23 protein-coding genes are annotated in these 22,004 nt (G+C 69.6%); 11 read left to right on the top strand and 12 right to left on the bottom strand.

Annotated features, from left to right (window positions below; genetic code table 11):
- On the top strand, positions 1–182 hold a 182-nt coding region (locus tag CK505_RS16915), incomplete at its 5' end, for an ATP-binding protein (protein WP_176475381.1).
- Between the two features lie 212 nt (positions 183–394).
- On the opposite strand, the gene CK505_RS16910 is transcribed toward CK505_RS16915, so the two are convergent.
- Positions 395–1,213 carry a hypothetical protein gene (locus CK505_RS16910; RefSeq protein WP_141246858.1) on the bottom strand — a complete coding sequence of 273 codons (819 nt, stop codon included), beginning with the start codon at positions 1,211–1,213 and terminating at the stop codon, positions 395–397.
- Positions 1,214–1,513: 300 nt separating this feature from the next.
- Here CK505_RS16910 and CK505_RS16905 point away from each other — a divergent pair, with 300 nt between their 5' ends.
- The 4 genes from CK505_RS16905 to CK505_RS18585 all read left to right on the top strand — a co-directional run bounded on the left by CK505_RS16905 (position 1,514) and on the right by CK505_RS18585 (position 6,708).
- Positions 1,514–3,100 (top strand): alkaline phosphatase, encoded by a 1,587-nt coding sequence (locus CK505_RS16905; protein ID WP_095651798.1) that lies wholly within the window; start codon positions 1,514–1,516, stop codon positions 3,098–3,100.
- Between the two features lie 413 nt (positions 3,101–3,513).
- On the top strand, positions 3,514–5,166 hold the full coding sequence (locus CK505_RS16900; protein ID WP_095651797.1) for an alkaline phosphatase: 1,653 nt from the start codon (positions 3,514–3,516) through the stop codon (positions 5,164–5,166).
- Positions 5,167–5,221: 55 nt separating this feature from the next.
- On the top strand, positions 5,222–6,466 hold the full coding sequence (locus CK505_RS16895; protein WP_255250993.1) for an endonuclease/exonuclease/phosphatase family protein: 1,245 nt from the start codon (positions 5,222–5,224) through the stop codon (positions 6,464–6,466).
- 86 nt (positions 6,467–6,552) lie between these two features.
- Positions 6,553–6,708: a hypothetical protein gene (locus CK505_RS18585; RefSeq protein ID WP_176475393.1), complete on the top strand. Its 156-nt coding sequence runs from the start codon at positions 6,553–6,555 to the stop codon at positions 6,706–6,708.
- A 374-nt stretch (positions 6,709–7,082) separates the two neighbouring features.
- On the opposite strand, the gene CK505_RS16890 is transcribed toward CK505_RS18585, so the two are convergent.
- From CK505_RS16890 to CK505_RS16875, 4 genes are all read right to left on the bottom strand, one after another.
- Entirely contained in the window at positions 7,083–7,598 is a 516-nt protein-coding gene (locus tag CK505_RS16890; protein WP_095651802.1) for a flavin reductase family protein, read from the bottom strand.
- A gap of 8 nt (positions 7,599–7,606) precedes the next feature.
- Positions 7,607–8,941 carry an NtaA/DmoA family FMN-dependent monooxygenase gene (locus tag CK505_RS16885; RefSeq protein ID WP_095651796.1) on the bottom strand — a complete coding sequence of 445 codons (1,335 nt, stop codon included), beginning with the start codon at positions 8,939–8,941 and terminating at the stop codon, positions 7,607–7,609.
- Between the two features lie 210 nt (positions 8,942–9,151).
- Positions 9,152–9,868, bottom strand: coding sequence for an NADPH-dependent F420 reductase (locus CK505_RS16880; protein WP_095651795.1), 717 nt, complete (start codon positions 9,866–9,868; stop codon positions 9,152–9,154).
- A 205-nt stretch (positions 9,869–10,073) separates the two neighbouring features.
- On the bottom strand, positions 10,074–10,676 hold the full coding sequence (locus CK505_RS16875) for a TetR/AcrR family transcriptional regulator (protein WP_095651794.1): 603 nt from the start codon (positions 10,674–10,676) through the stop codon (positions 10,074–10,076).
- A 455-nt stretch (positions 10,677–11,131) separates the two neighbouring features.
- Between CK505_RS16875 and CK505_RS18975 the strand changes: the two genes are divergently transcribed.
- The 3 genes from CK505_RS18975 to CK505_RS16860 all read left to right on the top strand — a co-directional run bounded on the left by CK505_RS18975 (position 11,132) and on the right by CK505_RS16860 (position 13,961).
- A complete protein-coding gene (locus CK505_RS18975; RefSeq protein ID WP_095651793.1) occupies positions 11,132–12,667 on the top strand; it encodes a DHA2 family efflux MFS transporter permease subunit in 1,536 nt (511 codons plus the stop codon).
- Entirely contained in the window at positions 12,645–13,466 is an 822-nt protein-coding gene (locus tag CK505_RS16865) for an NADPH-dependent F420 reductase (RefSeq protein WP_255250994.1), read from the top strand. Before CK505_RS18975 ends, CK505_RS16865 begins: the two co-directional genes overlap by 23 nt.
- Before the next feature lie 129 nt (positions 13,467–13,595).
- The gene (locus CK505_RS16860; protein ID WP_095651801.1) at positions 13,596–13,961 is read left to right on the top strand and encodes a DUF1990 family protein; all 366 of its coding nucleotides are present in this window, start codon (positions 13,596–13,598) and stop codon (positions 13,959–13,961) included.
- A gap of 223 nt (positions 13,962–14,184) precedes the next feature.
- Here CK505_RS16860 and CK505_RS16855 read toward each other — a convergent pair whose 3' ends face one another.
- Positions 14,185–15,150 (bottom strand): NAD(P)-dependent alcohol dehydrogenase, encoded by a 966-nt coding sequence (locus CK505_RS16855; RefSeq protein ID WP_095651791.1) that lies wholly within the window; start codon positions 15,148–15,150, stop codon positions 14,185–14,187.
- 17 nt (positions 15,151–15,167) lie between these two features.
- Positions 15,168–15,836, bottom strand: coding sequence for a TetR/AcrR family transcriptional regulator C-terminal domain-containing protein (locus tag CK505_RS16850; protein ID WP_095651790.1), 669 nt, complete (start codon positions 15,834–15,836; stop codon positions 15,168–15,170).
- A gap of 123 nt (positions 15,837–15,959) precedes the next feature.
- Here CK505_RS16850 and CK505_RS16845 point away from each other — a divergent pair, with 123 nt between their 5' ends.
- Positions 15,960–16,454: a DUF6326 family protein gene (locus CK505_RS16845; RefSeq protein ID WP_095651789.1), complete on the top strand. Its 495-nt coding sequence runs from the start codon at positions 15,960–15,962 to the stop codon at positions 16,452–16,454.
- Positions 16,455–16,635: 181 nt separating this feature from the next.
- Positions 16,636–16,971: a hypothetical protein gene (locus CK505_RS16840; RefSeq protein ID WP_217987565.1), complete on the top strand. Its 336-nt coding sequence runs from the start codon at positions 16,636–16,638 to the stop codon at positions 16,969–16,971.
- 238 nt (positions 16,972–17,209) lie between these two features.
- On the opposite strand, the gene CK505_RS16835 is transcribed toward CK505_RS16840, so the two are convergent.
- The 5 genes from CK505_RS16835 to CK505_RS16815 all read right to left on the bottom strand — a co-directional run bounded on the left by CK505_RS16835 (position 17,210) and on the right by CK505_RS16815 (position 21,466).
- Complete coding sequence (locus CK505_RS16835) at positions 17,210–18,649, bottom strand: ice-binding family protein (protein WP_141246857.1); 1,440 nt, start codon at positions 18,647–18,649, stop codon at positions 17,210–17,212.
- Between the two features lie 9 nt (positions 18,650–18,658).
- The gene (locus CK505_RS16830) at positions 18,659–19,276 is read right to left on the bottom strand and encodes a hypothetical protein (RefSeq protein WP_095651787.1); all 618 of its coding nucleotides are present in this window, start codon (positions 19,274–19,276) and stop codon (positions 18,659–18,661) included.
- 282 nt (positions 19,277–19,558) lie between these two features.
- Positions 19,559–19,816: a hypothetical protein gene (locus CK505_RS16825; protein ID WP_141246856.1), complete on the bottom strand. Its 258-nt coding sequence runs from the start codon at positions 19,814–19,816 to the stop codon at positions 19,559–19,561.
- 91 nt (positions 19,817–19,907) lie between these two features.
- Positions 19,908–20,453, bottom strand: a complete 546-nt coding sequence (locus tag CK505_RS16820) for an HNH endonuclease family protein (protein ID WP_255250992.1) — start codon at positions 20,451–20,453, stop codon at positions 19,908–19,910.
- Between the two features lie 284 nt (positions 20,454–20,737).
- A complete protein-coding gene (locus tag CK505_RS16815) occupies positions 20,738–21,466 on the bottom strand; it encodes a hypothetical protein (protein ID WP_141246855.1) in 729 nt (242 codons plus the stop codon).
- Positions 21,467–21,816: 350 nt separating this feature from the next.
- On the opposite strand from CK505_RS16815, the gene CK505_RS19115 reads away from it, so the two are divergent.
- On the top strand, positions 21,817–22,004 hold a 188-nt coding region (locus CK505_RS19115; protein WP_217987563.1), incomplete at its 3' end, for a transposase.

Genomic DNA, 22,004 nt, shown 5'->3' with positions numbered 1-22,004 from the left:
CCTCGAACCTGCCCTTCTCGAGATGGGGCGAGGTCTTCGGGGACACCACGATCGCCGCGGCCATGATCGACCGCATCGTCCACCACGCCGAGATCATCACCACCAAGGGCACCAGCTACCGCATCCGGCACACCAGCATCGAGACCCTGCCTTCCGTCACCGAGACCGGACCGGCAAACTAGAACAACCCCGCGAGGTGCTCACTATTCGCACGGACAAACAGCTCAAACTTCGAGCGGAACCGACACCACCAAACCTGAGGCCCGTGCCCTCATGACCCCACTCCCGTGCACGGGTGAGGAAGTGCGCTACGTGTGGACGGCGCGAAAGAATTCCCGGGAACCGCAGGACCGGAGGCCTCGCCATGGACTGTGCGGGGCTCCGGGCAAGCAAATCAGGCTCCGGCAGTGCGCAGGCGCGCCTCGACGAGCAGCCCGTCGTGGTCGGTGTACGTCATCGGCACGATCTCGGTTTCCGGGGCCAGGAGCCAGCCACGGGACCCGTAGGCATGCTGAATGCCCGGAGCCTGGGCGGCGGCCGCGTCGGTGGCCGTCCATGCCCCGGCTGGGGCGCAGGACGTCTGACGGTTGACGTCACCGCCGAAAGCCGTGGCCTGCTCCTGGCCGCCGCGGCCGAGGACCGCCGTCAGCTCGGCGCACTGGGCGTCATTGGTCGCCGCCTGCGCGTCGGAACCGGCCACGCTCAGGTGAGCGGTGCACGCGCGCACCCCGTCGTCGGTGTCCACGCACAACCAGCGGCGCTCCTCGCTGCCCAACTGCGTGTGGAAGGCAGCCTCTTCACTGGAGGTGATCTCTGCTTCGGTCAGCACCGCGTTGCCGAAGACCCCGCGCCCCTCGGGATCAGCGCACGGCAAGGGCGCCCCGCGGTAGTTGACCGTGGCGAACCGGTAGTCGTAGCCGGTTTCCTCGGCGATGCGGGCGATGTCACCGCTGCACGCTTCGTTGACCGTCACCGCGTCCGGGGACTGCTCCTGGATCGTGGTGATTGCCTCCTCCACCACGGACGGGTACTCGGCCTCCGGGTAGCACCCGGCCAACCCGGACAGGCACAGGTTCAGTTGGAGCAGAGAGTAGTCCTGCGGGGCGTTGCCCGGGGCAGATGCGGGCGGGGCGGCCACGGCCGGCGTCGCCGCCGTGGCCAGCACAGCAAGAGCCGCGGCGGACAGCAAGGAGGAAATTCGTGGGGTGCGCATGAACCGGACGGTAGACGCAGGAGGTGTCCAGCACTCCACCGCAGGATGAGCAGCACAACAACCATGGTCGACCAGCACCGGCACTCCCAGGCGGCTCCAGTCCCTCATGTCAGGTCATGTCGGGTCCGCGCAGGCCCGCGGTGACAACGGCGCCGATCCGGTGCAAGAGGACGGTGAAGTGGCGGATGCGCCCGGCGCTGCACGCAGCCCGCGCGAGAACGCCCATAAGTAGACGGAGATTCATGCATCTTTCACCGTGTGGCACGGGCCGGTTCAGACGCCTTTCCTAACCTCGGCGCCATGGACACTTCGCGCAGAACCCTCATCGCCGCCGGTCTGGGGGCCGGCCTGATCGCCGTCCCTGGCATATCCGCCGCTGCCCCCGACAAGGCCCGCGGCAACGCCCTGACGGGCGACCCGTTCACTCTCGGAGTCGCTTCGGGCGACCCGTGGCCTGACGGCTTCGTGCTCTGGACCCGTCTGGCACTGGACCCGCTGGCCGCCGACGGCCTCGGCGGCATGCCCAACCGCCCGGTGCAGGTCTCCTGGGAGGTCGCCGAGGACGAGGCCATGCGCAAGGTGATCAAGCGGGGGGTGGAGCACGCCAGGCTCGAATCCGCCCACTCCGTGCACGTCGAGCTGCACGGGCTCAAGCCCGGCCGCGAGTACTGGTACCGCTTCCGCACCGGCATGCACATCTCCCCGATCGGCCGGGCGCTGACCACCCCAGCCTGGGGCGAGACCCCGGCGGCGCTGGCCATGGCCTTCGCCAGCTGCTCCCAGTACGAGCACGGCTTCTTCACCGCCTACCGCCGCCTGGCCGAGGACCAGCCGGACCTCGTGCTGCATCTGGGCGACTACCAGTACGAGTACAAGAAGAACGTCTACGTCTCCGGGGACGGCAACGTCCGCGATCACCACGGACCCGAGACCGTCGACCTGGCCGGCTACCGTCAGCGGCACGCCCAGTACAAGGCCGATCAGGACCTGCAGGCCGCCCACGCCGTCGCCCCGTGGCTGGTCGTCTGGGACGATCACGAGGTGGACAACAACTGGGCCGACGAGATCCCGGAGAACCGGGATCCGGCCCAGGGCAACGACACCACCGAACGCTTCCGGGCCCGCCGGGTCGCGGCCTTCCAGGCGTACTGGGAGAACATGCCGCTGCGCAAGCCTTCCGTTCCGCAGGGCAACGACATGCAGATCTACCGACGCATCCAGTGGGGGCAACTGGCCAACTTCCACATGATGGACACCCGCCAGTACCGTGACGACCAACTGGCCGGTGACGGTTGGGATGAGAACGTCGAGGCCCGCTGGGACGAGTCCCGCACCATCACCGGCCCCGCCCAGGAGAGGTGGCTGCTCAACGGCTTCCGCTCCTCCACCGCCCGGTGGGACGTCCTGGGGCAACAGGTCTTCTTCTCCGAGCGGGACCGCGAACAGGCCCCCGAAGTGGACGACGTCTCGATGGACGGCTGGGACGGCTACGCCGCCTCGCGCCGACGGATCACCCAGGGCTGGGTCGACGCCGGAGTCCGCAACCCGGTGGTGCTCACCGGTGACGTGCACCGGCACTGGGCCTCCGACGTCAAGACCGACTTCCAGGACCCCGATGCCCCGGTGGTCGGCTCCGAGCTGGTCTGCAGCTCCATCACCTCCACCGGCAACGGCAACGGCTCCACCCACGACCCGATCATGGCCTGGAACCCGCACCTGAAGTTCTTCAACAACCAGCGCGGCTATGTGCGCACCACCATCACGAAGGACGCCATGACCGCGGACTTCCGGGTCCTGGACCAGGTCACCACCCCCGGCGCCCCCGTCTACACGAAGGCCTCCTTCATGATCGAGGACGGAGTGCGGGGTCTCCAGCGCCGGGCCTGACCCCGAGCTGCGGACGGTAGAACGTCACCCGTCAGCGTCGTCCTTCCTCCTGGGGTTCGGCTCCCAGGGGGAAGGACGCCCGGATCCGACCGGGCTGTCATTAACAGCCAATGCGTGAGCTGCTTCGGCCCTGGCGCCACCATGGTCGCGGTGTCCCTTGCCGAACACCTCCCATGAACCGGTAGCCGGCCCTGCGGAAACCGGAGGGCATCGAGCTTCTGGTGCGCCCGCGGTGGTCGCGCCACGCCGGGCGGACGGGAGGTGCGGTCGATGCCAGGAACGGTGGCGTCCTGCATGGTGGACACACGGCCGATCCGGTGACCGGTCTCCGGCAGTAGGGCGCTCACCGGCCGGTCGACGGGACGTCGCCGACCGTTCAACCTTAGGTCAACCACGGGGCGGAAGATCGACCCATGGCTACCTTCTCCCGCCGCGGCCTGCTCCAGGGCTCCCTCGCGGCCTCCGCTCTGACTCTCGCCGGCACGACCGCGGTCTCCGCCGCCGGCCCCGTGCTCCCGGCCGGCCCGTCGTCCCCGGTCCTGGCGCGCCGGCGCCTGCACCTGCCCAGCGGCATCGCCACCGGCGATGTGACGTCCTCCTCGGCGATCCTGTGGTCGCGCACAGACGGCACCGGCCGCATGGTGGCGCGCCTGCGGGCCGTGGACGCGGACGGCGCGATCGTCCGCGGCCGCAGCGGCTTCGACCGGACCCTGACCTCCGGGTGGGTGAGCGAGGCGACCGACCACACCGTCAAGATCGGTGCCACGGACCTGCCTGCGGGCACGCGCTTCGCCCTGGAGGTGCGCTTCGAGGACGAGGAGGGCGTGCTCTCCGACGTCCACCACGGCACCTTCCGCACCGCACCGGGCGGCCGCGGAAAGGGTCGTTCCGGCGGACACGGGCACGGCGGCGCCGGCCGCCGTGGTCAGTCCTTCGTGTGGACGGGCGACACGGCCGGGCAGGGCTGGGGCATCAACCCGGATCTGGGCGGGATGTACACCTACCGGGCGATGCACGAGACGGACCCGGACTTCTTCATCCACTCCGGGGACACGATCTACGCCGACGGCCCGATCCAGGCGGAGGTCGTCGAACCCGACGGCCGCATCTGGCGCAACCTGGTCACCGAAGGCGTCACCAAGGTCGCCGAAACCCAGGAGGAGTACCGGGCCCGCCACCGGTACAACCTCATGGACAACAACGTGCGGGCGATGTACGCCGACGTGCCCGTGGTGGCCCAGTGGGACGACCACGAGACCACCAACAACTGGTGGGCCGGGGAGGTCCTCGAGGATGAGCGCTACACCGTGCGCGACGTCAGCACCCTGGCCGCCCGCGGGCGGCGAGCCTGGCAGGAGTACCAGCCCATCGGCGAGGCGCGTGCCCTGCGCCCGGGCACCACGGGCTTCGAGGACCAGCGGATCTACCGCCGGATCCAGCGGGGCCCGCAGCTGGACGTCTTCTGCCTCGACATGCGCACGTTCAAGGGCAAGAACACGGACGGTCTGGAGTCCCACGCCACGCCCCTGCTCGGCGAGGAGCAGGTGCAATGGCTCATTGACGGCGTGAGCTCCTCGCGGGCCACCTGGAAAGTGATCGCTGCGGACCTCCCCCTGGGGGTGATCGTCCCGGACGGGAAGGCCCAGGAGTCGATCAGCAACGCCGACGACGGGGCCCCGCTGGGCCGAGAGCTCGAGCTGGCCCGGGTGCTCAAGGCCTTCAAGGACGCCGGGGTGCGCAACGTCGTGTGGGTGACCGCCGACGTCCACTACTGCGCGGCGCACCACTACTCGCCCGAACGGGCGGTGTTCACCGACTTCGACGAGTTCTGGGAGTTCGTCGCCGGCCCGATCAACGCCGGCACCTTCGGCCCGAACGAGCTGGACGGCACCTTCGGCCCGGAGCAGGTCTTCGCCAAGGCCGGCCCCACCGCCGGTTCCCCGCGCGACGGCCGCTTCCAGTTCTTCGGCCACGTGCAACTGGATGAGGACGACGTGTTGACCGTGAGCCTGCGCGACGGCCACGGCGGCACGGTCTTCTGCAAGGAACTCGTCCCGCACCGCTGAGCCCGCCCTCGGTGGGCCTACGGTCGGTCCAGACGGACGGATCGAGGAGGAAGACATGATGCACGTGCACCAGCCGCTGACGGCGGCGGCTCTGGCAGCAGTGCTGCTGATGGGCGCCGGCGCCCCGGCCGTGGCGGGGCCCGACCGTGCCCACGGGCACGGGGACGAGCGGGGCCAGGGCACCCGAGAACCGGTGCGGTTCATGACCTACAACGCCTCACTGAACCGTGAGACCGACGGGCAGATGCGGGCCGATCTGGCCACCCCGGACAATGCCCAGGCCCAGGCCGTGGCCGAGGTGATCCAACGGACGGCCCCCGATGTCTTGTTGCTCAACGAGTTCGACCACGACCCTGAGGCCCGTTCCGCCGAGCTGTTCCACGACAACTACCTCGCGGTCCCGCAGAACGGGCAGAACCCGGTGGACTACCCCTACGTCTACACCGCCCCGGTGAACACCGGCGTGCCCTCGGGGCTGGACCTGAACCAGGACAGGACCGTGGGCGGGCCCGACGACGCCTGGGGATTCGAGGCCTTCCCGGGCCAGTACGGGATGGCCGTCTACTCCAAGCACCCCATCGACACCCAGAACATCCGCACGTTCCAGGGCTTCCGGTGGGCGGACATGCCCGACAACCTCCTCCCCACCGGCTACTACACCGACGAGCAGGCCGAGCGGCTGCGACCGTCCAGCAAATCGCACTGGGACGTGCCGGTACGGATCGGTAAGAAGACCGTGCACGTGCTCGCCTCCCACCCCACCCCACCGACCTTCGACGGCGACGAGGACCGCAACGGGCAGCGCAACCACGACGAGATCCGGTTCTGGGCCGACTACGTGTCCGGCCGGGCCGCGTCGTCGTACATCTACGACGACGAGGGCGGACGTGGTGGGTTGAAGCCCGGTTCCCGCTTCGTGGTCATGGGAGATCAGAACTCCGACCCGCACGACGGCGACTCCTGGCCCGGAGCCATCCAGCAACTGCTGGAACACCCCCAAGTGCAGGACCCGCAGCCGGCCTCGGCGGGTGGGCTTGAGGCGGCTGCCCGGCAGGGCGGAGCCAACCTGAGGCACCTTTCGGATCCCGCTTACGACACCGCTGACTTCAACGACGACCCGGCCCCGGGCAATCTTCGGGCCGACTACGTGCTTCCTTCGAAGAACCTGCGGGTCCTCGACGCCGGTGTCTGGTGGCCGGCACCCGGGGAGCCCGGCGCCGAGCTGACCGGGGAGTACCCCTTCCCCACCTCCGACCACCGCCCCGTCTACATCGACATCGCCATCGCAGTACACCGATGACCCGGCACCAGGTGCGGTAGACCGCAGCACTGTGCCACGACATCCCAGCCCTCAACGCCGCCGCTGGTACCGACCTCTGGGCGTACGTGCCGTCACCGGCCCAGCGGCCCGCCGTCGGGGACGAGGACGTCATCCGCACCGCGTTCATCTACCAGCCGGCCGCGCTCGGGACCGTGGGCGAGTCCGTGGGCCTGGAGTACAGCCGGCACAACCACAACGTGCTCGAGCGGATCTTCGGCTGAGTGTCCCGGCCCGGCGCCACACCAGCGCCGGGCAGGGCCCTGTCCACGTCGTGGGGCCAGTTGCTGAGCTGAGCAGGCGAGTTGGTCGGCTGTCTGGAGGGCAGCTTGATCCACGCCGGGCTGGGCAGGCTCCGGGAACGTACGGGCGAATCTCTATGAAGGGGCCGCGTAGGTGGTGGCCCAACTCGTGACGGGTCAACGGCACCCGGCAGACGATCCCTACGGCAACGGTTGTCTCGTAGGCCGGTAGCCGGCCATATGCAAACCGGTGGGGAAGGAGCCGCTCTTGGCTCCAATGTCCACGTGTCAATCAGCGGCTGCGCCGACCCTGAAGGTGTGGTGTGGCCCTCGCCCCCAGTGCACGGTGATGCGCCTCAGGGTGTCTCGTCCGGGCCCAGGCGGCGGTACCTGCTCTGGTAGTACAGGAGGGGTTCATGTGCGTGCCGGGTGGCCGGGCTCATCTCGACGACCCGGCCCAGGACGATGAGGTGGTCGCCGGCGTCGTGCTCGGCCCAGATCTCGCAGTCGAGCCACATCAAGGTGTCCTCCAGCACAGGGTTCCCCGCCCGGGTCGGGTGCCAGCGGATGCCCACCCACTTGTCGGTGCCCTTGCGGGCGAACTGGTTCGAGACCCCCTGCTGGTGGTGCGCGAGGACGTTCACCGCGAACCTCCCGGTCCGCCGGATCCGGGGGTAGGTGGTGGAGGTCTTCAGGACGCTGAAGGAGATCAGCGGCGGGGAGGTGGAGACGCTGTAGAAGGACTGGCAGGTGAATCCGATCGGGCCCTGCTCGTCACGGCCGGTGATGATCGTGATCCCGGAGGCGTAGTGCCCCAGGGCGTCCCGGAAGGCCCGGGCGTCGATGTCCTGCCGGTGGGTGGATGTGCTCATGGCCGGGGTCACCGTGCCGGGTCCGCGAGCCGGGGGTCCAACCCGTACTGCGCATGGGCTCCCAGGTTCTCCCGCAGGGTGGAGCCCTCGTAGTCGAGGTGGTACAGCCCGCGCTCCTGCAGGACAGGGACGACCTCGTCGACGAAGGTGTCGATCCCGTCCTCGTAGACGTCGATGGAGACCCAGAAGCCGTCGGCCGCTCCGGCCTCGAACCATTCCTGCAGGTGGTCTGCGGTCACCGAGGCAGGGCCCACCGGGGTGGGGTGGTAGTCGATCACCCCGTGGGCGAGGACCTCGCGGATCGTCCATCCTTCGCGGGCGACCTCCAGGGCCCGCGGGGAGCGGGGATCGAAGGGGCTGGGGCGCGCGGCGGCCAGCTGGGCGGGGCTCAGCGGCTGGTCCAGCTGGTTGACGTCCAGCTCCAACCCGAGCATGGACCCCAGGTACGGGACGCGGGCCGGGAACGTGTGCTCGCCCAGGGCCACGCGGCGGTCCAGGGCGGCGCGCTTGGTGGGGCCGATGGCCGGCATCACCCCGGCGAAGAACTTCACCTCATCGGGGTTCCGCCCGGCACGGCGCGCCGCCTCGCGGATCGCCATTCGCTGGGCCCGGGCGTCCTCGATGGTGAACGTTGCGCCGATGACCGCGCTGGCGTACCGGCCGGCGATCTCGAGCCCGTTCTCCCCGCCGCCGGCGGAGAAGATCACCGGCTGGCCCTGCTCCGAAGGCGGAATGGGCAGCGGCCCCTGGGAGGCGACGTGCTCCCCGCCCAGGTTGATGGGCTGGATCTTGCCCGGGTCGGCGAACCGCCCGGTGGCGGTGTCCTTGCGCCAGGCGTCGGGCTGCCAGCTGCCCCACAGCGCCTGGGTGATCTGGATGGTCTCGTGAGCGCGCTGGTAACGCTGCGGGCGGGCGGCGATCTGGCGACCGAAATTGGCCGCGGAGGCGGGGTCGCTGGTGGTGACCGCGTTCCAGCCGGCCCGGCCGTGGCTCATCACGTCCAAGGCCTTGAACTGCCGGGCGAGGTTGTAGGGCTCGTTGAAGGTCGTCGAGCCGGTGGCCACCAGCCCGATGCGCTGGGTGCCCCGGGCGATCGCCGCCAGCGTCATCATGGGTTCCAGGGTCAGCATGGGGGCCTCGTGTTCCAGGTCCCCGCTCAGGGCCAGGAAGTCTGGCAGGAACAGGAACGCGAACTTCCCGCGTTCGGCGGTCTGGGCGTAGCGGACCTGGGCGTCGAAGTCGGTGTAGTTGGACGGGTCCACCCCGGGGGCCCGCCAGGCGGCGGGCTGGGAGCCGTAGCCGTTGCCGAGCTGCATGCCGAGGATCATCTGCGGGCTGGTCATCAAGGAGTCTCCAGTGAAAGGGCACTTAAACGGAGCGTCTCTCCGCTTACTTGCCCCAAAGATACGGAGAGATTCTCCGGATTGTCAAAGGACCGAGAACCCTGCTCCGGAAGGTGGATGAGCATTGGGCAACCGCGAGGACGGATGTCGCGGAGAAAGCGGTGGGTCACCGTGCCAACCTCCGGCCGACGACCCGGCGCCGGGACCGGGTCAGAAGGTGCGCTCGGCCACCCGTACCCGCTGCGCGCCCTCGAGGGCGGAGACCAGCCGGGCGGCCGGCACGGTCCCGGCGGGGGCCTCGAGCAGGCGCTCATCGGGGGTGGTGGGATCGGCGAGGTAGAGGCGGGTGTAGGCGGCGGCCTCGGGCTCGAACCGCCAGCTCTCGGCCAGGGTGCCGGCGTCGATGGTGTCGAAGCCCAACCGATCGATCAGTGCCGCCACATGGGTCTTCGCCGCGGCGTCGTTGCCCGAGATGGGCAGTGCGGTGCGGTCGGGCGCCCCGGCGGGGCGGGCCAGGGCGGGGATGTGGTGGGCGAGGATGTTGTTGAACGCCTTGACCAGCCGGGCTCCGGCGAAGTGGCGCTGGACGAGTTCGCTGGTGGTGAGCTCCTCCGCGTCGAGGACGGGGATGCGCCCGTCGCGGAACGGGTAGTAGTTGCTGGTGTCGACCACCGTCCTGCCAGCCAGGAGGGCCGCCGGGATCGCGGTCGTCGCGGTCAGCGGCACGGACAGCACCACGAGCTCCCCGGCGGCGGCCGCCTGCTCGACGGTACCGGCGGTGGCCAGCGGACCCAGCTCGGCGACGAGCTCGGTGAGGGTCTCGGGACCGCGGGAGTTGGCGATGACGACCGGGGTGCCGGCCGCTGTCGCCAGGCGGGCGATGGCCGCACCGATGTTGCCGCTGCCGATGATTCCAAGGGTGGGCATGACGAATCCTCGCTCTGGGATGAATGGGATGAGGTCGGGGTGGTGACGCCCACTGGGGGCAGGTCCCGTCGTGGGCGGTTCACGACGTGCCGGCGGGCCGATGTCCGGGACTCCCCACGTACTCCGCGGTCGTTGCCGCTTCGTCCGGAGGAACACCGCGCTCGACACCATGCTGCGTGGGCGTCCCCGCGGCTGCCGGTGCTGGTCAGCTCGCCGAGGTGTTGTCCGGTCGCGGCGTGGCCCAGCCGGAGCGGATCATCTCGCGCACGGCACGGGCCGAGGCCTCGTCGGCCATGGCCGCCCCGCGCACCCAGGCCGTGGCCAGGGCGGCCAGGAACAGGTCCCGCCCGCGCACCCACGACCGGGCGGTGCCCTCGCGCTGGGCCGCGCCGAGGAACTCCTCGGTGGTCGCAATGAAGCCCTGGCAGGTGATCGCCAGCGGGGAGGACTCCTGGGACAGTGCCGCCCGCAGGGGATCGGGCAGTCCGTCGAAGGCGGTCACCCACTCCCCCAGCGCGTCCAGCCAGTGCTCCAGAGCCACCGCCGCATCGGTCTCCTGCCGGAGGGCCTCGAGCTGGGCCTCCAGCTCCTCGTTGCGGGCCTGCAGCAGGGCGGCCAGCAGGGCGTCCCGGTTGGGGAAGTGCCGGTAGAGGGTCCCGGCCCCGACACCGGCCCGCTTGGCCAGCGCGTCCAGGGACCCGGTGATGCCGGCCTCGGCGAAGAACTCCTCGGCGACTTCGAGGATGCGCGTGCGGTTGCGCCGGGCATCGGTGCGCGGCCGGCGCGTGCCGGTCCCTGCCTCGGTCATGGGCCAATTCCCTTCCTCGACTAAATGGAGACTATCTCCGCATGGTCCTCGAGGGCAAGCGAGGGCACCTTCCACATCACACCCCGACGTGTCCCGCTCGACGGGATCCGCGCCACGGGCCACCACCGAACCCATCCAGTTCCAGCCACCGCACTGCAACACCGCCGCAGACTCGTCCTGGCATCTGCGACGCGCACTCCGGGCGCGGCCCGTCCACCAACGCCACCCTGCTGCGCCATCGAGCCCCAGATCCCAGCGGCCACCCCGGTCGTGATCACGATCACAAACAGAGGTAGAAGCAGCCACTTGCCAAAGGGAGACACTCTCCGGTTTACTCATGCGGAGACGTCCTCCGCTTGGGGAGGACGCCCCTCCCCCGCCATTGGCCACAGGACCCGGCCTGCCCGGAGCCCTCCTCGAGGCTGCCCCCATCGCATCAGGAAAGAGAGCCCCCGATGACCACCCGCCAGGCCTCGATCGACCCACAGCCCCATACCGGTCCCCATGGAGCAACCACTGCATCGAGCACCGGTACGCTCGACAAGCTGGCCCCCGGTGACGGTCTCGTCCTGGGGCTGCTGATGGCCTCGACCTTCATCGTGCTGCTCAACGAGATGCTGCTGGGGGTCGCACTGCCCACCCTCATCGAAGAGCTGGCCATCACCGCGACGACCGGGCAGTGGCTGACCACCGGCTACCTGCTGGTCCTGGCCGTCCTGATCCCGGCCACCGGCTTCGTGATGCGCAAGTTCCATCTGCGCACCGTCTTCCTGACCGCGATGTCGCTCTTCACCGTGGGAACACTGCTCGCCGCGATCGCCCCCGGCTTCGGGATCCTGTTCACCGGTCGCATCATCCAGGCCATCGGCACCGCCGTCTTCCTGCCGCTGCTGATGGCCACCACCATGCGCCTGGTCCCGGCGGCCCGCCAGGGCCGGATGATGGCGCTGGTCGTGATTGTCTCCTCCGCAGCACCGGCCCTGGGCCCGGCGGTCTCAGGCCTGATCCTGTCCCAGCTGAGCTGGCGGTGGCTGTTCCTGTTGATGCTGCCGGTAGCCCTGACCGGGCTGGTGCTGGGCGCGGTGAAGCTGCGCAACATCACCACCCCGGAGCCGATCACCCTCGACGTGCTCTCCCTCATTCTCTCTGCGGTGGGGTTCGGCGCCCTGGTCTACGGGCTGGCCACCATCGGGGAGTCCACCTCGGGCCACACCCCCGTCCCCCCTTATCTGCCGATCCTCGTCGGCGCCCTCGGCATCGCCGCCTTCGTCCTGCGGCAGCGGGCGCTCCAGCGCACCGACGACGCACTCCTGGACGTGCGGATCTTCGCGGTCAGGGCGTTCACGGTGCCGCTGCTGGTGATGCTGGCTTTGACCATGACGGCCTTCGGCACGGGAGTCGTCTTCCCGCTGCTGCTGAGCAGTGTCAGCGACCTGGGCACCCTGCAGATCGGGCTCTTCCTCGTGCCCGGTGGCATCACCATCGCCGTCGTCTCGGCCATCGGCGGGCGGCTCTACGACCGCCTCGGCCCCCGCCCCCTGGCCATCCCCGGAGCACTCATCGTGGCCGCCTCCCTGTGGTTCCTCAGCCGCATCGACTCCGGCACGGCCGTCTCCACCCTGCTCATCGCCTACATCACCATGATCATCGGGCAGGCCCTGATGTGGAGCCCGCTGACCACGGCCGCACTGTCGGCACTGCCCGCCCACCTCTACCCCCACGGCAGCGCGGCCTTCGGCACCATCCAGCAGCTCGGCGGCGCGGCCGGCACCGCCGTCCTCGTCTCGGCCTACACCCTGGGATCCGCCGCACACGGCACCGGCACCCTGGATGCGGCCCAGTCCGTCGCCGCCGCACAATCCGCCTTCACCGCCGCCGCCGTCATCGCCTCCGCCTCGGCCCTGGCTACCCTGTTCGTGCGCCGCCCCGGATCGGCCGGCCCGCACACCCCCGCAGAGCCCACACCGGCTGCGTCGGCGGCAACCGCCTGACCCACACCCCCTCGCCCCCATCGGGCATCCACCTGCAGCAAGGAGACGGACCATGAAGATCGGCATTCTGGGCACCGGGCACATCGGCACCACCCTGACCCAGCGGTTGAGCGCAGCCGGACATGACGTGAAGGTCGCCAACTCGCGCGGGCCCGAAACGATCGGGCCGGAGGTGCTGGCCTCAGGCGGACGCGCGGTCCTGGCGGCCGAGGCGGTGATCGATGTCGACGTCGTGATCCTCTCCGTTCCCCTGCACCGTCTTCCGCAGCTCGCGCCGCTGCTCACCGCTCTGCCGTCCGGCACCGTGGTCATCGACACCTCGAACTACTATCCGCAGCGCGACGGCAGGATCGAGGCCATCGAGGCCGGTCAGGTCGAGAGCCTGTGGGTGGCAGAACGGCTGGGGCGACCGGTCGTCAAGGCGTGGAACGCCATCGGCTCCCCCTCCTTCGCCGCCAAGGGCCAACCGGCGGGCAGCCCGGACCGCATCGCCATCCCCGTGGCAGCCGACGACGACAAGCACCGGGACGTGGCAATGGCCCTCGTCGAGGACACCGGCTTCGACGCCTTCGACGCGGGTCCGTTGGCGCAGTCGTGGCGCCAGCAACCGGGCACCCCGTGCTACTGCACCGACCTCGCCCTCGAAGAGATGCCGGAGCAGTGGGCGGCAGCGGACGCGAGGCGATCGCCGACGCGGCGCGACCTGGCCGTCGCCGCCATCCAGGAACGGGTCGGGGACGCCACCACCAACCCCGACGCCGAATACGGCGTACGCCTCAACCGCGCCCTCTTCATCTGAACCCGCAAAACCCTGTGGCCCGCTCCCTGTCAAACACGGTGACAACCACCCCATACTGCAACGTCACCCTCACAGGCGGTGACCGGCAGCCAGGCCATGTGCAGAGCGCCCCTTGGCATAGTGGGCACTATGACTCTGCTCGAGCGCGCACTGACCTACCCGGAGATCGGCGCCACCACCGGGCATCTCCCCGGCGGACACGCCCACGTGAGGGTCCAGCGTGTCATCGGCCACGGGGAGTCGACGTTCCACCGCGCCGCCGATCGATTGATGAGCTGGCAGATGCACCGAGCGGCCGGCCTGACCGTCGAGGCCAGCCCACCCCGGGTCGAGCAGGGCGAGGAGAGGTTCTGCGTCGAATGGCGGGAGGACGACGCCGTCGTGTTCACCATCACCGCCTTCTCCCGTCCGGGCACGTGGTGGTCCCGCGTCCTGGCGCCGATCAGCCATTGCCTGCAGCAGCAATACACCCGGCGATACCTCCACGCTCTGTAGCGCCCCGCCGACATCCGGCGAGTATGCGCCGCGAGGGCACGCTTCCTCGGCGCTGAAGCCCTCGGCCGTCAGCACGCCGAGGAGACGGTCGTGGTCGTCCTGCTGTTCGCCGGCGTCATCGACCGGTTCGACGGCCTCGGATGCACCGGTCTGCCGCTCGTCGCCGCGGCCTTCCTGCTCCCCGAAGTGTGGGGATCGACCCTCTCGTCGGTTCGCGCGGTCTTCAGTCGGCACCTGTCCCCGCCTCGACCACCACTTTGCCGAGCGCGTGCCCGTCGCCGACGTAGGTGAGCGCTTCGGGCACCTGCTCGAGCGGGAACACGCGGTCGATGTGGATACGGACATCTCCCGCGATGCATCGGTCGGCAAGAGGCGAGAAATGCGCCGGCCCCGGCTTGACGGCAAGAACCCCCAAACGCCGACCCGTCATCGCGCCGATCAGTGCGCCGACCGTCACCACTCGCAGCAGGGCGCGCGTCGTCCCGCCGACGATCAGGCAGGTGCCACCGGGGGCGAGCGCACGGCGATAGGCGAACACCGACCGCCGGGCGACGAGGTCTATGATGAGGTCGTACGGACCGGTGCGCGTGAAGTCGTCGGCGCGATGGTCGATGACCTCGGCGGCCCCCAGGGATCGCATGAAGTCGAGCTTGCCGGCGTTGTCCACGCCGGTGACACGGATGCCGGAAGCAACGGCGAGCTGGAGCGCGAACGCCCCAGTTCCTCCGCCGGCGCCGTTGATCAGCATCCGCTCACCGGGCTTCGCGCGCGCAACTGCTTGCACCGCGATCGCCCCCGACTGCGGCAGTGTCGACGCCTCGGCGAAGGACAGTCCGGCCGGCTTGAGCGCGAGAGCGTGCTCGGGCGCCACGGCGTACTCCGCGAAGCCGCCTTTCAGCGCGAGGTTGTCGCCGTAGACATCGTCACCGACCCGGAACAGCGTGACCCCTGCGCCCACTGCCTGGACCACTCCCGCGATGTCCGAACCGAGCGTGCGGCGGGCGGGTCTGAACAGGCCGCCGACTCGGGCATAGGCGGGCGACCCGTGCAGCCCCTCCCAATCGCTCAGATTGATCGAGGTCGCGATCACCCGCACGAGCACCTGGCCTCTCCCCGGCGTCGGCGTGGCGATGTCGTCGAGCCGCAGCACATCGGGCGACCCGTAGCGGTCATGGACGATCGCTCTCATGCCCGCACGACCATGCGCTAACGCTCGCCCAGCGCGGGGCTCTCGTCGGCGACCCGACGCTCCAGGCCTTCCAGCAGCAGCTCCAACCCGTAGTCGAACTCGTCCGCGAACGCGTAGACGCCATCGCCGAACAGCTCGGCGCGCGAGCGCGCAATGTGCGGATACAGTTCCGCCGACGCCGCGACCTTGACGGCGAACGCTTCCTCGGCGCCGTCCCCCGGTTCGAACGGCAGGCTCGTCCAGGTCAGCGCGAACCCGTACACGTAGGCGTCGATTGCGGAGAACGCGTGTGCTGCCAGCGCAGCGCTGAAGCCCTCGGCCATCAGCACGCCGAGGAGACGATCGTGGTGCTGCAGCAGCGCGGGGCCGGGGTTGGGGCGCGATTCCATCATCCCGAGCGCCCACGGATGAGCGGTGAGCACCGACCGCGCCGATCGTGCCCGGCCGGTCAGCGCCTCCCGCCACGTGGCGCCGACCTGGGGCAGTTCGATCCGCTCGAACACCCAGTCGGCGAGGTCGTCGAGCATCGCCTCCTTGCTCGGGACGTGATGGTAGAGCGACATCGCCTCGACGCCGAGCTCCTTCGCGACACTGCGCATGCTCACGGCGGAGACACCCGCGCGGTCGGCGACTGCGGCGGCGGCGTCGATGATCCTCTCCCTGCTCAGTGGTGTGCGTCGCGTCATTTTCCCATCCTTGCGCACTTACGACCGTAAGTCTAAGCTGGTGATCACCCCTTACAGACGTAAGGCGCATGTTCGGCGAAACCCGAGGGCCTAGCGATCCTCGCCACGACAACGGAGCCCACGATGAGAACACGTCGACACACCACCACGCTGGAGAACCCGCGGACCCCGGTGCAGGCCAAGCTCGCGGCAGCCTGGACCAGCTTGATGTTCTTCTACATCTACATCGACTACTTCCACCTCTACCAGCCCGGCGCCATCGACCAGATCCGGGGTGGCGGCATCTTCGAGTTCGACATCACCCCGACGTTGTTGACCATTTTCGTCGTGGTCATCGGGATCCCGGCCCTGATGGTGATGCTCTCCATGGCACTGCCCGCCCGGCTGAACCGCGCCACGAACCTCGTCGTGGCATCGCTCTACATCCCCGTCACGGTGTTCAACGCGGGCGGGACGTCCTGGGACTGGGCCTTCTACTACGGCTTCCACATCACCATCGAGGTGGCGCTCCTGGCCTTCATCCTGCGCTCCGCCTGGACCTGGCCCCGCACCGCGTCGCCGGCAACCACGGCGACCAGCCCGGACCGGGAAGCCGCTCGCATCCAGCAGCAAGCGTGAACCTGAGAACAGTCCCCGTCCTGTTCACAGCCATCTGCCTCGGTGCCGCGGTGCGGGCCTCCTGGCGGTGGGACACCGACTTCCACCGGGACGTCGCGTAGGGGCCTGCCAAGGCCCCTACCGGCAGGTCAGGTCAGGGGATGCGCACACAGGTCCGCCACCGCCCTGGAAGGTCTCGGTCATGATCGAGGCACACGAGCTCACCCAGCGCTGCGGCGGCACCACCGCCGCGGAGCACATCGGTGCGGTCGCCGTCCGGAACGGCCTGCTCGTCCTGCTGCTGCCGGGCATCCTCAGCTTCATCCGCCTGGACTGGGTGGAGACCATCGTCAGCCGCCTACCGCTGCCGGCGTCCTCAGCACTCCTCACCACCGGAGCAGCCGAGATGCAAGGTGCCTACCTCTCCGCACAGGCGAGCCTGATCGTGATGGCCGCCTATGCTGTCGTCCCTCTCGCGGCGGCCGCCGTCGTGCACTCGGTGCGGCAGCAGAGCGCGCCGGTCACGACTCACCGATGACTGGAACTGCGCCCTCCAACCCTCCGGCGATGCCCATGAACCGACTGAGACAGGAGAACACCATGAACTCACGCACTCGGCATCCCCGCGGAACAATGAGGGCCATCACCCAGCTGGGATACGGCGGGAGCGAGGTGCTCCCCCTCGCCGAGGTCGAGACGCCGGGGACTGTCTCTTTAGCGGTGCAAGAGGCCTAAAGGAGGCGAAGGCTTCAACACCGTGTGGAGTTCGCGTCGTCTCAGGTGGGGATCGTGATGATGGGTCGGTTCACCTCGACGACCCCGCCGCCGGCGGCAGTGCCCAGGCTGATCAGGCGTCCCTCCAGGGTGAGCCGCTGGGTGGGGCTGCCGGTGGTGGTGTTGGCCGCGATGCTGCCGCGAGCCAGGTAAGCACCCCGGGCGGTGGTGCTGATGCCCAGGGTGATGCTGCCGGTCGAAGCCCAGTAGACGTTGGCCGCTCTTGCCTGGTTGCTCAGGAGCACGCGGCTGCCGTCCGCGGCGGTGATGGTGGCGGCACGGAAGATGAACTGCGCGCCCGGGTCCCCTTGGGCATCCAGGGTCAGGTCACCGGCGACGGTGAAGGTCCCGGTGGTGCTCGTGTAGATCCCCGGCGTGATCCTGCCCGTCAGCACCGTGGGGCGGCTGACAGTCGCCGGGCGGGCGAGCAGGGCGGCCTCGAGGGCACGGGCGTCGGTCATGGCGCCGGCGGCCGCCGTGGTGCCGGGCTCGACCGTCCCGGTGACGTTGCGCCGAGATCCGCTGGACTGCAGATTCTCGATGGCCAGACCGGGGTAGGTGCCCACGCTGCCGCCGATCGAGGTGGGGTGCCCGCCGGGGGTGTGGTCGGTGAGGCGACCGGAGGCCAGGAGCGCGTAGTCCCTGGCTCGCCCCAGGGTGATCGCCGGCATGCCCACGTACCGCCAGGAAGCGCTGGTGCCGGTTCGAGCAGTGAACGCCGCGGTGCTCGGCGGCACCGGCCAGGCCGTCAGCCCGGCCAGGACCGCGGTGCCGGCCACGGCCAGGGCGCCGCGGCGGGCGAGCACCGGAAGCTCCTGAGTGTCGCCCTCTGCTTCCTCGCCCTCCTGGTCGTCGTCGTCGCGTGCCCGCGGGACGAAGACGGCCAGGGTGATCAGCAAGGCCGCCACGGTGGCTGCGGCCCACAGGCCCAGGGGCAGGTGCTGGCCGGCACCCAGCCACAATGAGGGGAGCCCGATGAACGGAACCAGAAGGCGGGCCTGGCCGGTGATCTGCTCCCTCATCAGCGGAGTGGAGTCCACCTCGGCATTGGCGTCCCCGGCGGTGGCGTAGGTGCCGTCCTCGTGGTCGACCACGATCCGGTGCAGCACCGAGCGTTCCACCCCGCTGGGCTGGGCTTCGGCGGGGCTGGTGAACTGCACGACCCCACCGAACGGCACCGGCTGGTCATCCGGCAGGCCGGCGAGCACGACGACGTCACCCGGGTCGATGTGCGGTTCCATCGAGCCGGTCTCGATGACGGTGGAGTGCCACCCGAAAACGGCCGGGATCAGGGCGATCGCCGCCAGGGTGGCCAGCAGCACGAGGTAGATCTGGGCGGCGGCGCCGGTGAACAGCCGGGCCCAGCCCCACAGCGCGGCCGTCACCGTGTCAGGTGTCGGCTCGGCAGTGAGGCTGGACTCGTGGTGGGACCGGCTCGTCACGAAGAGGGTTCAGGCGTCGTTGCTCTGCAGCTCCCAGACCAGGTCCACGCTCACCCGGGAACCCTGGAGGGCGTCGATCTGGGACTGGGTCAGGCCCTCGGTGTCGAAGGTCCAGGTGCCGCGGTAGGTCGAGGACTCCCCCGCCCGTCCCTCGGTGCCCCAGACGGCGCCGCCGGTGGCGTAGTCGCGGTTCGCCTGCGACAAGGTGGTCAACGACTGGGCGGGCAGCGCACCGGGGACAGGAGCGAAGCCGTCGCAGGACTCGAAGGACCCGCCCGTGCCGCGCTCGACGCGCAGGTCGATGTGGTCCTCGAGCCCGGCGGCGGAGCCAGAGAGGTTTTGGGTGTAGGCGCGCACCTCACCGGCGACGGTGGAGTTGGAGGTCACCTCGATGCACTTCTCACCGGTCGCTCCGGGGACGAGGTTTTCCACGGTGAAGCCGGCGCGGCCTGCGTCGTCGTCGGTCAGGGCGACCTGGCCGGTGGCCCAGGAGTTGCCGGCGTTGCGGGTGGTGGCGGTGAAGGCCGCGGTGGAGCCCTGCCAGACCATCACGCCGGCCACGAGGACGTCGATGGGGGCGGCGGACAGACCGGCGATCTTGCGGGCCCGGGGAGAAGGAGCGTGCATGGTGGGTCCTGTTCCGCGACGGAGCCCAAGGGCAGGAGTGTCCTGCGCCGTCGCTGATGGAGGGTGAGGGGGGTCCAGTTGCGCCGTGATGGGGGTCGTCGGTCAACTGTGGTCACCTTATGAAGACGTCCCGGTGGATCTCCTGGACCTTCGGCCACTGCGGCTGTCCACCACCATCACCCCATGTGCGAACGGGAATGAGGGTGCGTAGTGCTGTCGCAACCTTCTGTCACAGGCCTGACTGTCGTGGCAGGGGTCCTGCGCGGAGGGGATGCCGCCGATTCAGGCTTCAACCGCCAGTAGCCGCACGAGGGCCTGGGTCCCCTCCAAGTCGAACGCCCCGAGGATCACCCCGTAGGCGTCGGAGCCGGAGCCGAACCTCTTGCCGGAATCCGCCTGCACGCACCGCGGCCACAGCACCCCGGCGGCCGTCAGGCCCTCTTCGGTCAGCGACAGTACGCGCCCGGAGGCGTCGATGTAGCCGCGCACGACCAGCTCGGCCACGACGTCGCTCTCGGGGCGGTCCCAGGGCTCTTTCACCGGGGACCGGCCGGTCCGGAAGACGTGGACCAATACTGAGCGGGCCGGACACCGCCGCGGTGTCCGGCCCACTGGCACACAGTGGGCCCGGTCAGGCCCTGGCGACCTTGATGGTCACGTCGGGGCAGGCGGCGGCGATCCAGGTCAGGGCGGCCTTTTCCTTGCTGCCGACCTTCAGGCCCCAGCGGATCTTCACCGCCGTCCACTCCCCCACATAGCCACAGCGGTGCTCGGGCGGCATCCACTCCTCCGGGCCGCGGGCCTGCTTGGTGGAGTTCAGCTCGGAGGTCTGGGCGCTGAGCGTGCGGTGATCACCCAGGTCGTTGTAGAACGCCACCCGCTCGGTCTGACTCCAGCCCCTCACCCCGGAGCCCCAGGCCTCGTGGACCGGCACGGTGTGGTCGATCTGCACCGCCGTGGCCGAGGTGTGCACCTGCCCGTCCCAGGTGGTGACCCACTTGCCGCCCTTGACGGTGCATCGCTTGGTGGTGGTGAAACTGGTCTTCGCCTTGGACTCGTTCTGCAGCACCTCGGCCCGGGTGTTCTGGCAGTCGCGGTTGGTGTCATTCCAGTCGCCGAACTGCTTGTCCCGGTTGTAGCCGGCGTTGTTCTCCGCCGCCACCGGCAGAGACTTCACCGCGGTGCGCAACGGAGAGCTGTAAGTGCTCGCCGCCTGCGCCGGCGCTACCCCACCGGTGAAGAGCAGACCCGCCACCACCGTGGAGGCGGCCGCGGCACGCCACCCTGCATGAGTGGCACCCGCAACGGGTGAGGACGAGGTGGAGCGGGGACGTGAGGAAAGAGCGAAAGGCATGTGGAGCCTCCGACATCAAAGGGATCAGGGCGCCTGGATCGGCGCCCCCTCCCCCCCACGGGACACCTCTCGAGCGACCGTCATATCAGGGAGCGGTGTGGTGCCGGTCAGGTCAGGGGAAACGGACGACCATCCGGCCCCTCCCTGAGGTACCGCAGATCGGCCGGATCCGGCCACTGATCGATGAGCTCCTCGACGACGTCGATCGCGCTCTCATCCTCATAGTGGGTTTCGTCGGCGAAGTCGATGGCGAGGTGGGGCAACTTGCCCTCCAGGAGCTGGAGGCTGATCTGCAGCAGCGTGCCATCGGGTGCCTGGTACTCGGCTCGGACGGGGTAGGTCTGGTGATGGGGCACCACGCGCACCACGTCGTCGGACACCTGGAACTCCACGGTGGTGGAGAACCCCTCGACGCCGTCATCGAAAAAGAACTCTTGCGCGACCACCAGCTGCCCCAGCAGCACCCGGGCATCGGCGGTGTCAGTGGCCTGCAGAATCCCGCGCACCACCTCGCGCACCGCCGGGGTGAGCGCACGGGTGCGCACCGACTCCTCCCCCTCTTCCAGGGCCTGCGCACCAGTCCGGGCCCCTGCACGGTCAACGACGTAGCCCACCACGACACTGGCCACCGAGGTCGCGGCCAGCCACCGCCGCGGATGACACACCCCGACCGTCTCCAGCCGACCCACGATCCGGGCGTCGAGGGCCTCGGAGGCATCGGAGAGGGCCAGCACCGCCGCCCCGGCGGCCGCCCCGGCCACCACATTGGCCGGCACCAGAGTGGTTCGGTTCCGGTCCGTGGTGACACCCGCCCACCACGCCGTGGTCGCAGCCACCCCCGCCCGATAGAGCCGTCGACGTGCCGGGCTCAACCGCGACGGATCGATCAAGCTCAGTGCGCCGAAAGCTGCGGCCGAGCTCGCGCTGAACACCGGGGAGACCGGATCAGTGAACCTGCTCGGGGCACGATGCATGAGGGCGTCCTTTCAGGTCAATGGCCTTCACCCTGCGCATCACCAGCACCTCCCGGAGCGTGCCAGCTGCAGCAGATGTCATCAGAGCTGGCTTGCTGGCCGCCATCTCGCCATCTGCAAAGCGGTCCCCCGCCACTGGCGGGCACACCCCGGGGACTGATGCACGGTTCGGTGACACCTGATCTGTGGCGCTGAGAGGCGTCGATGGAAGGATGTACACCATGCCCAAGCCCTATCCCAAGGAGTTCCGCGACGACGTCGTGAACGTCGCGCGCAGCCGTGAACCCGGGCAGACGATCAAGCAGATCGCTGCCGACTTCGGCATCGCGGAATCCTGTCTGCGCAACTGGATGCGCCGAGCCGACGTCGAGGACGGTCTCAAGCCCGGAACGCCGGCGGC

Origin of the sequence: Kocuria sp. WN036 (assembly GCF_002287015.1) — a bacterium.
Classification (GTDB): domain Bacteria; phylum Actinomycetota; class Actinomycetes; order Actinomycetales; family Micrococcaceae; genus Kocuria; species Kocuria rosea.
The sequence above is the reverse complement of the archived record's forward strand: the minus strand, read 5'-3'. Positions and strand labels throughout refer to the sequence as shown.

What these genes read in the sequence shown, in the direction of transcription:
- CK505_RS16910 (WP_141246858.1), bottom strand. Translation starts at nt 1,213, where the DNA reads ATGCGCACCCCACGAATTTCCTCCTTGCTGTCCGCCGCGGCTCTTGCT.
- CK505_RS16905 (WP_095651798.1), top strand. Translation starts at nt 1,514, where the DNA reads ATGGACACTTCGCGCAGAACCCTCATCGCCGCCGGTCTGGGGGCCGGC.
- CK505_RS16900 (WP_095651797.1), top strand. Translation starts at nt 3,514, where the DNA reads ATGGCTACCTTCTCCCGCCGCGGCCTGCTCCAGGGCTCCCTCGCGGCC.
- CK505_RS16895 (WP_255250993.1), top strand. Translation starts at nt 5,222, where the DNA reads ATGATGCACGTGCACCAGCCGCTGACGGCGGCGGCTCTGGCAGCAGTG.
- CK505_RS16890 (WP_095651802.1), bottom strand. Translation starts at nt 7,598, where the DNA reads ATGAGCACATCCACCCACCGGCAGGACATCGACGCCCGGGCCTTCCGG.
- CK505_RS16885 (WP_095651796.1), bottom strand. Translation starts at nt 8,941, where the DNA reads ATGACCAGCCCGCAGATGATCCTCGGCATGCAGCTCGGCAACGGCTAC.
- CK505_RS16880 (WP_095651795.1), bottom strand. Translation starts at nt 9,868, where the DNA reads ATGCCCACCCTTGGAATCATCGGCAGCGGCAACATCGGTGCGGCCATC.
- CK505_RS16875 (WP_095651794.1), bottom strand. Translation starts at nt 10,676, where the DNA reads ATGACCGAGGCAGGGACCGGCACGCGCCGGCCGCGCACCGATGCCCGG.
- CK505_RS18975 (WP_095651793.1), top strand. Translation starts at nt 11,132, where the DNA reads ATGACCACCCGCCAGGCCTCGATCGACCCACAGCCCCATACCGGTCCC.
- CK505_RS16860 (WP_095651801.1), top strand. Translation starts at nt 13,596, where the DNA reads ATGACTCTGCTCGAGCGCGCACTGACCTACCCGGAGATCGGCGCCACC.
- CK505_RS16855 (WP_095651791.1), bottom strand. Translation starts at nt 15,150, where the DNA reads ATGAGAGCGATCGTCCATGACCGCTACGGGTCGCCCGATGTGCTGCGG.
- CK505_RS16850 (WP_095651790.1), bottom strand. Translation starts at nt 15,836, where the DNA reads ATGACGCGACGCACACCACTGAGCAGGGAGAGGATCATCGACGCCGCC.
- CK505_RS16845 (WP_095651789.1), top strand. Translation starts at nt 15,960, where the DNA reads ATGAGAACACGTCGACACACCACCACGCTGGAGAACCCGCGGACCCCG.
- CK505_RS16840 (WP_217987565.1), top strand. Translation starts at nt 16,636, where the DNA reads ATGATCGAGGCACACGAGCTCACCCAGCGCTGCGGCGGCACCACCGCC.
- CK505_RS16830 (WP_095651787.1), bottom strand. Translation starts at nt 19,276, where the DNA reads ATGCACGCTCCTTCTCCCCGGGCCCGCAAGATCGCCGGTCTGTCCGCC.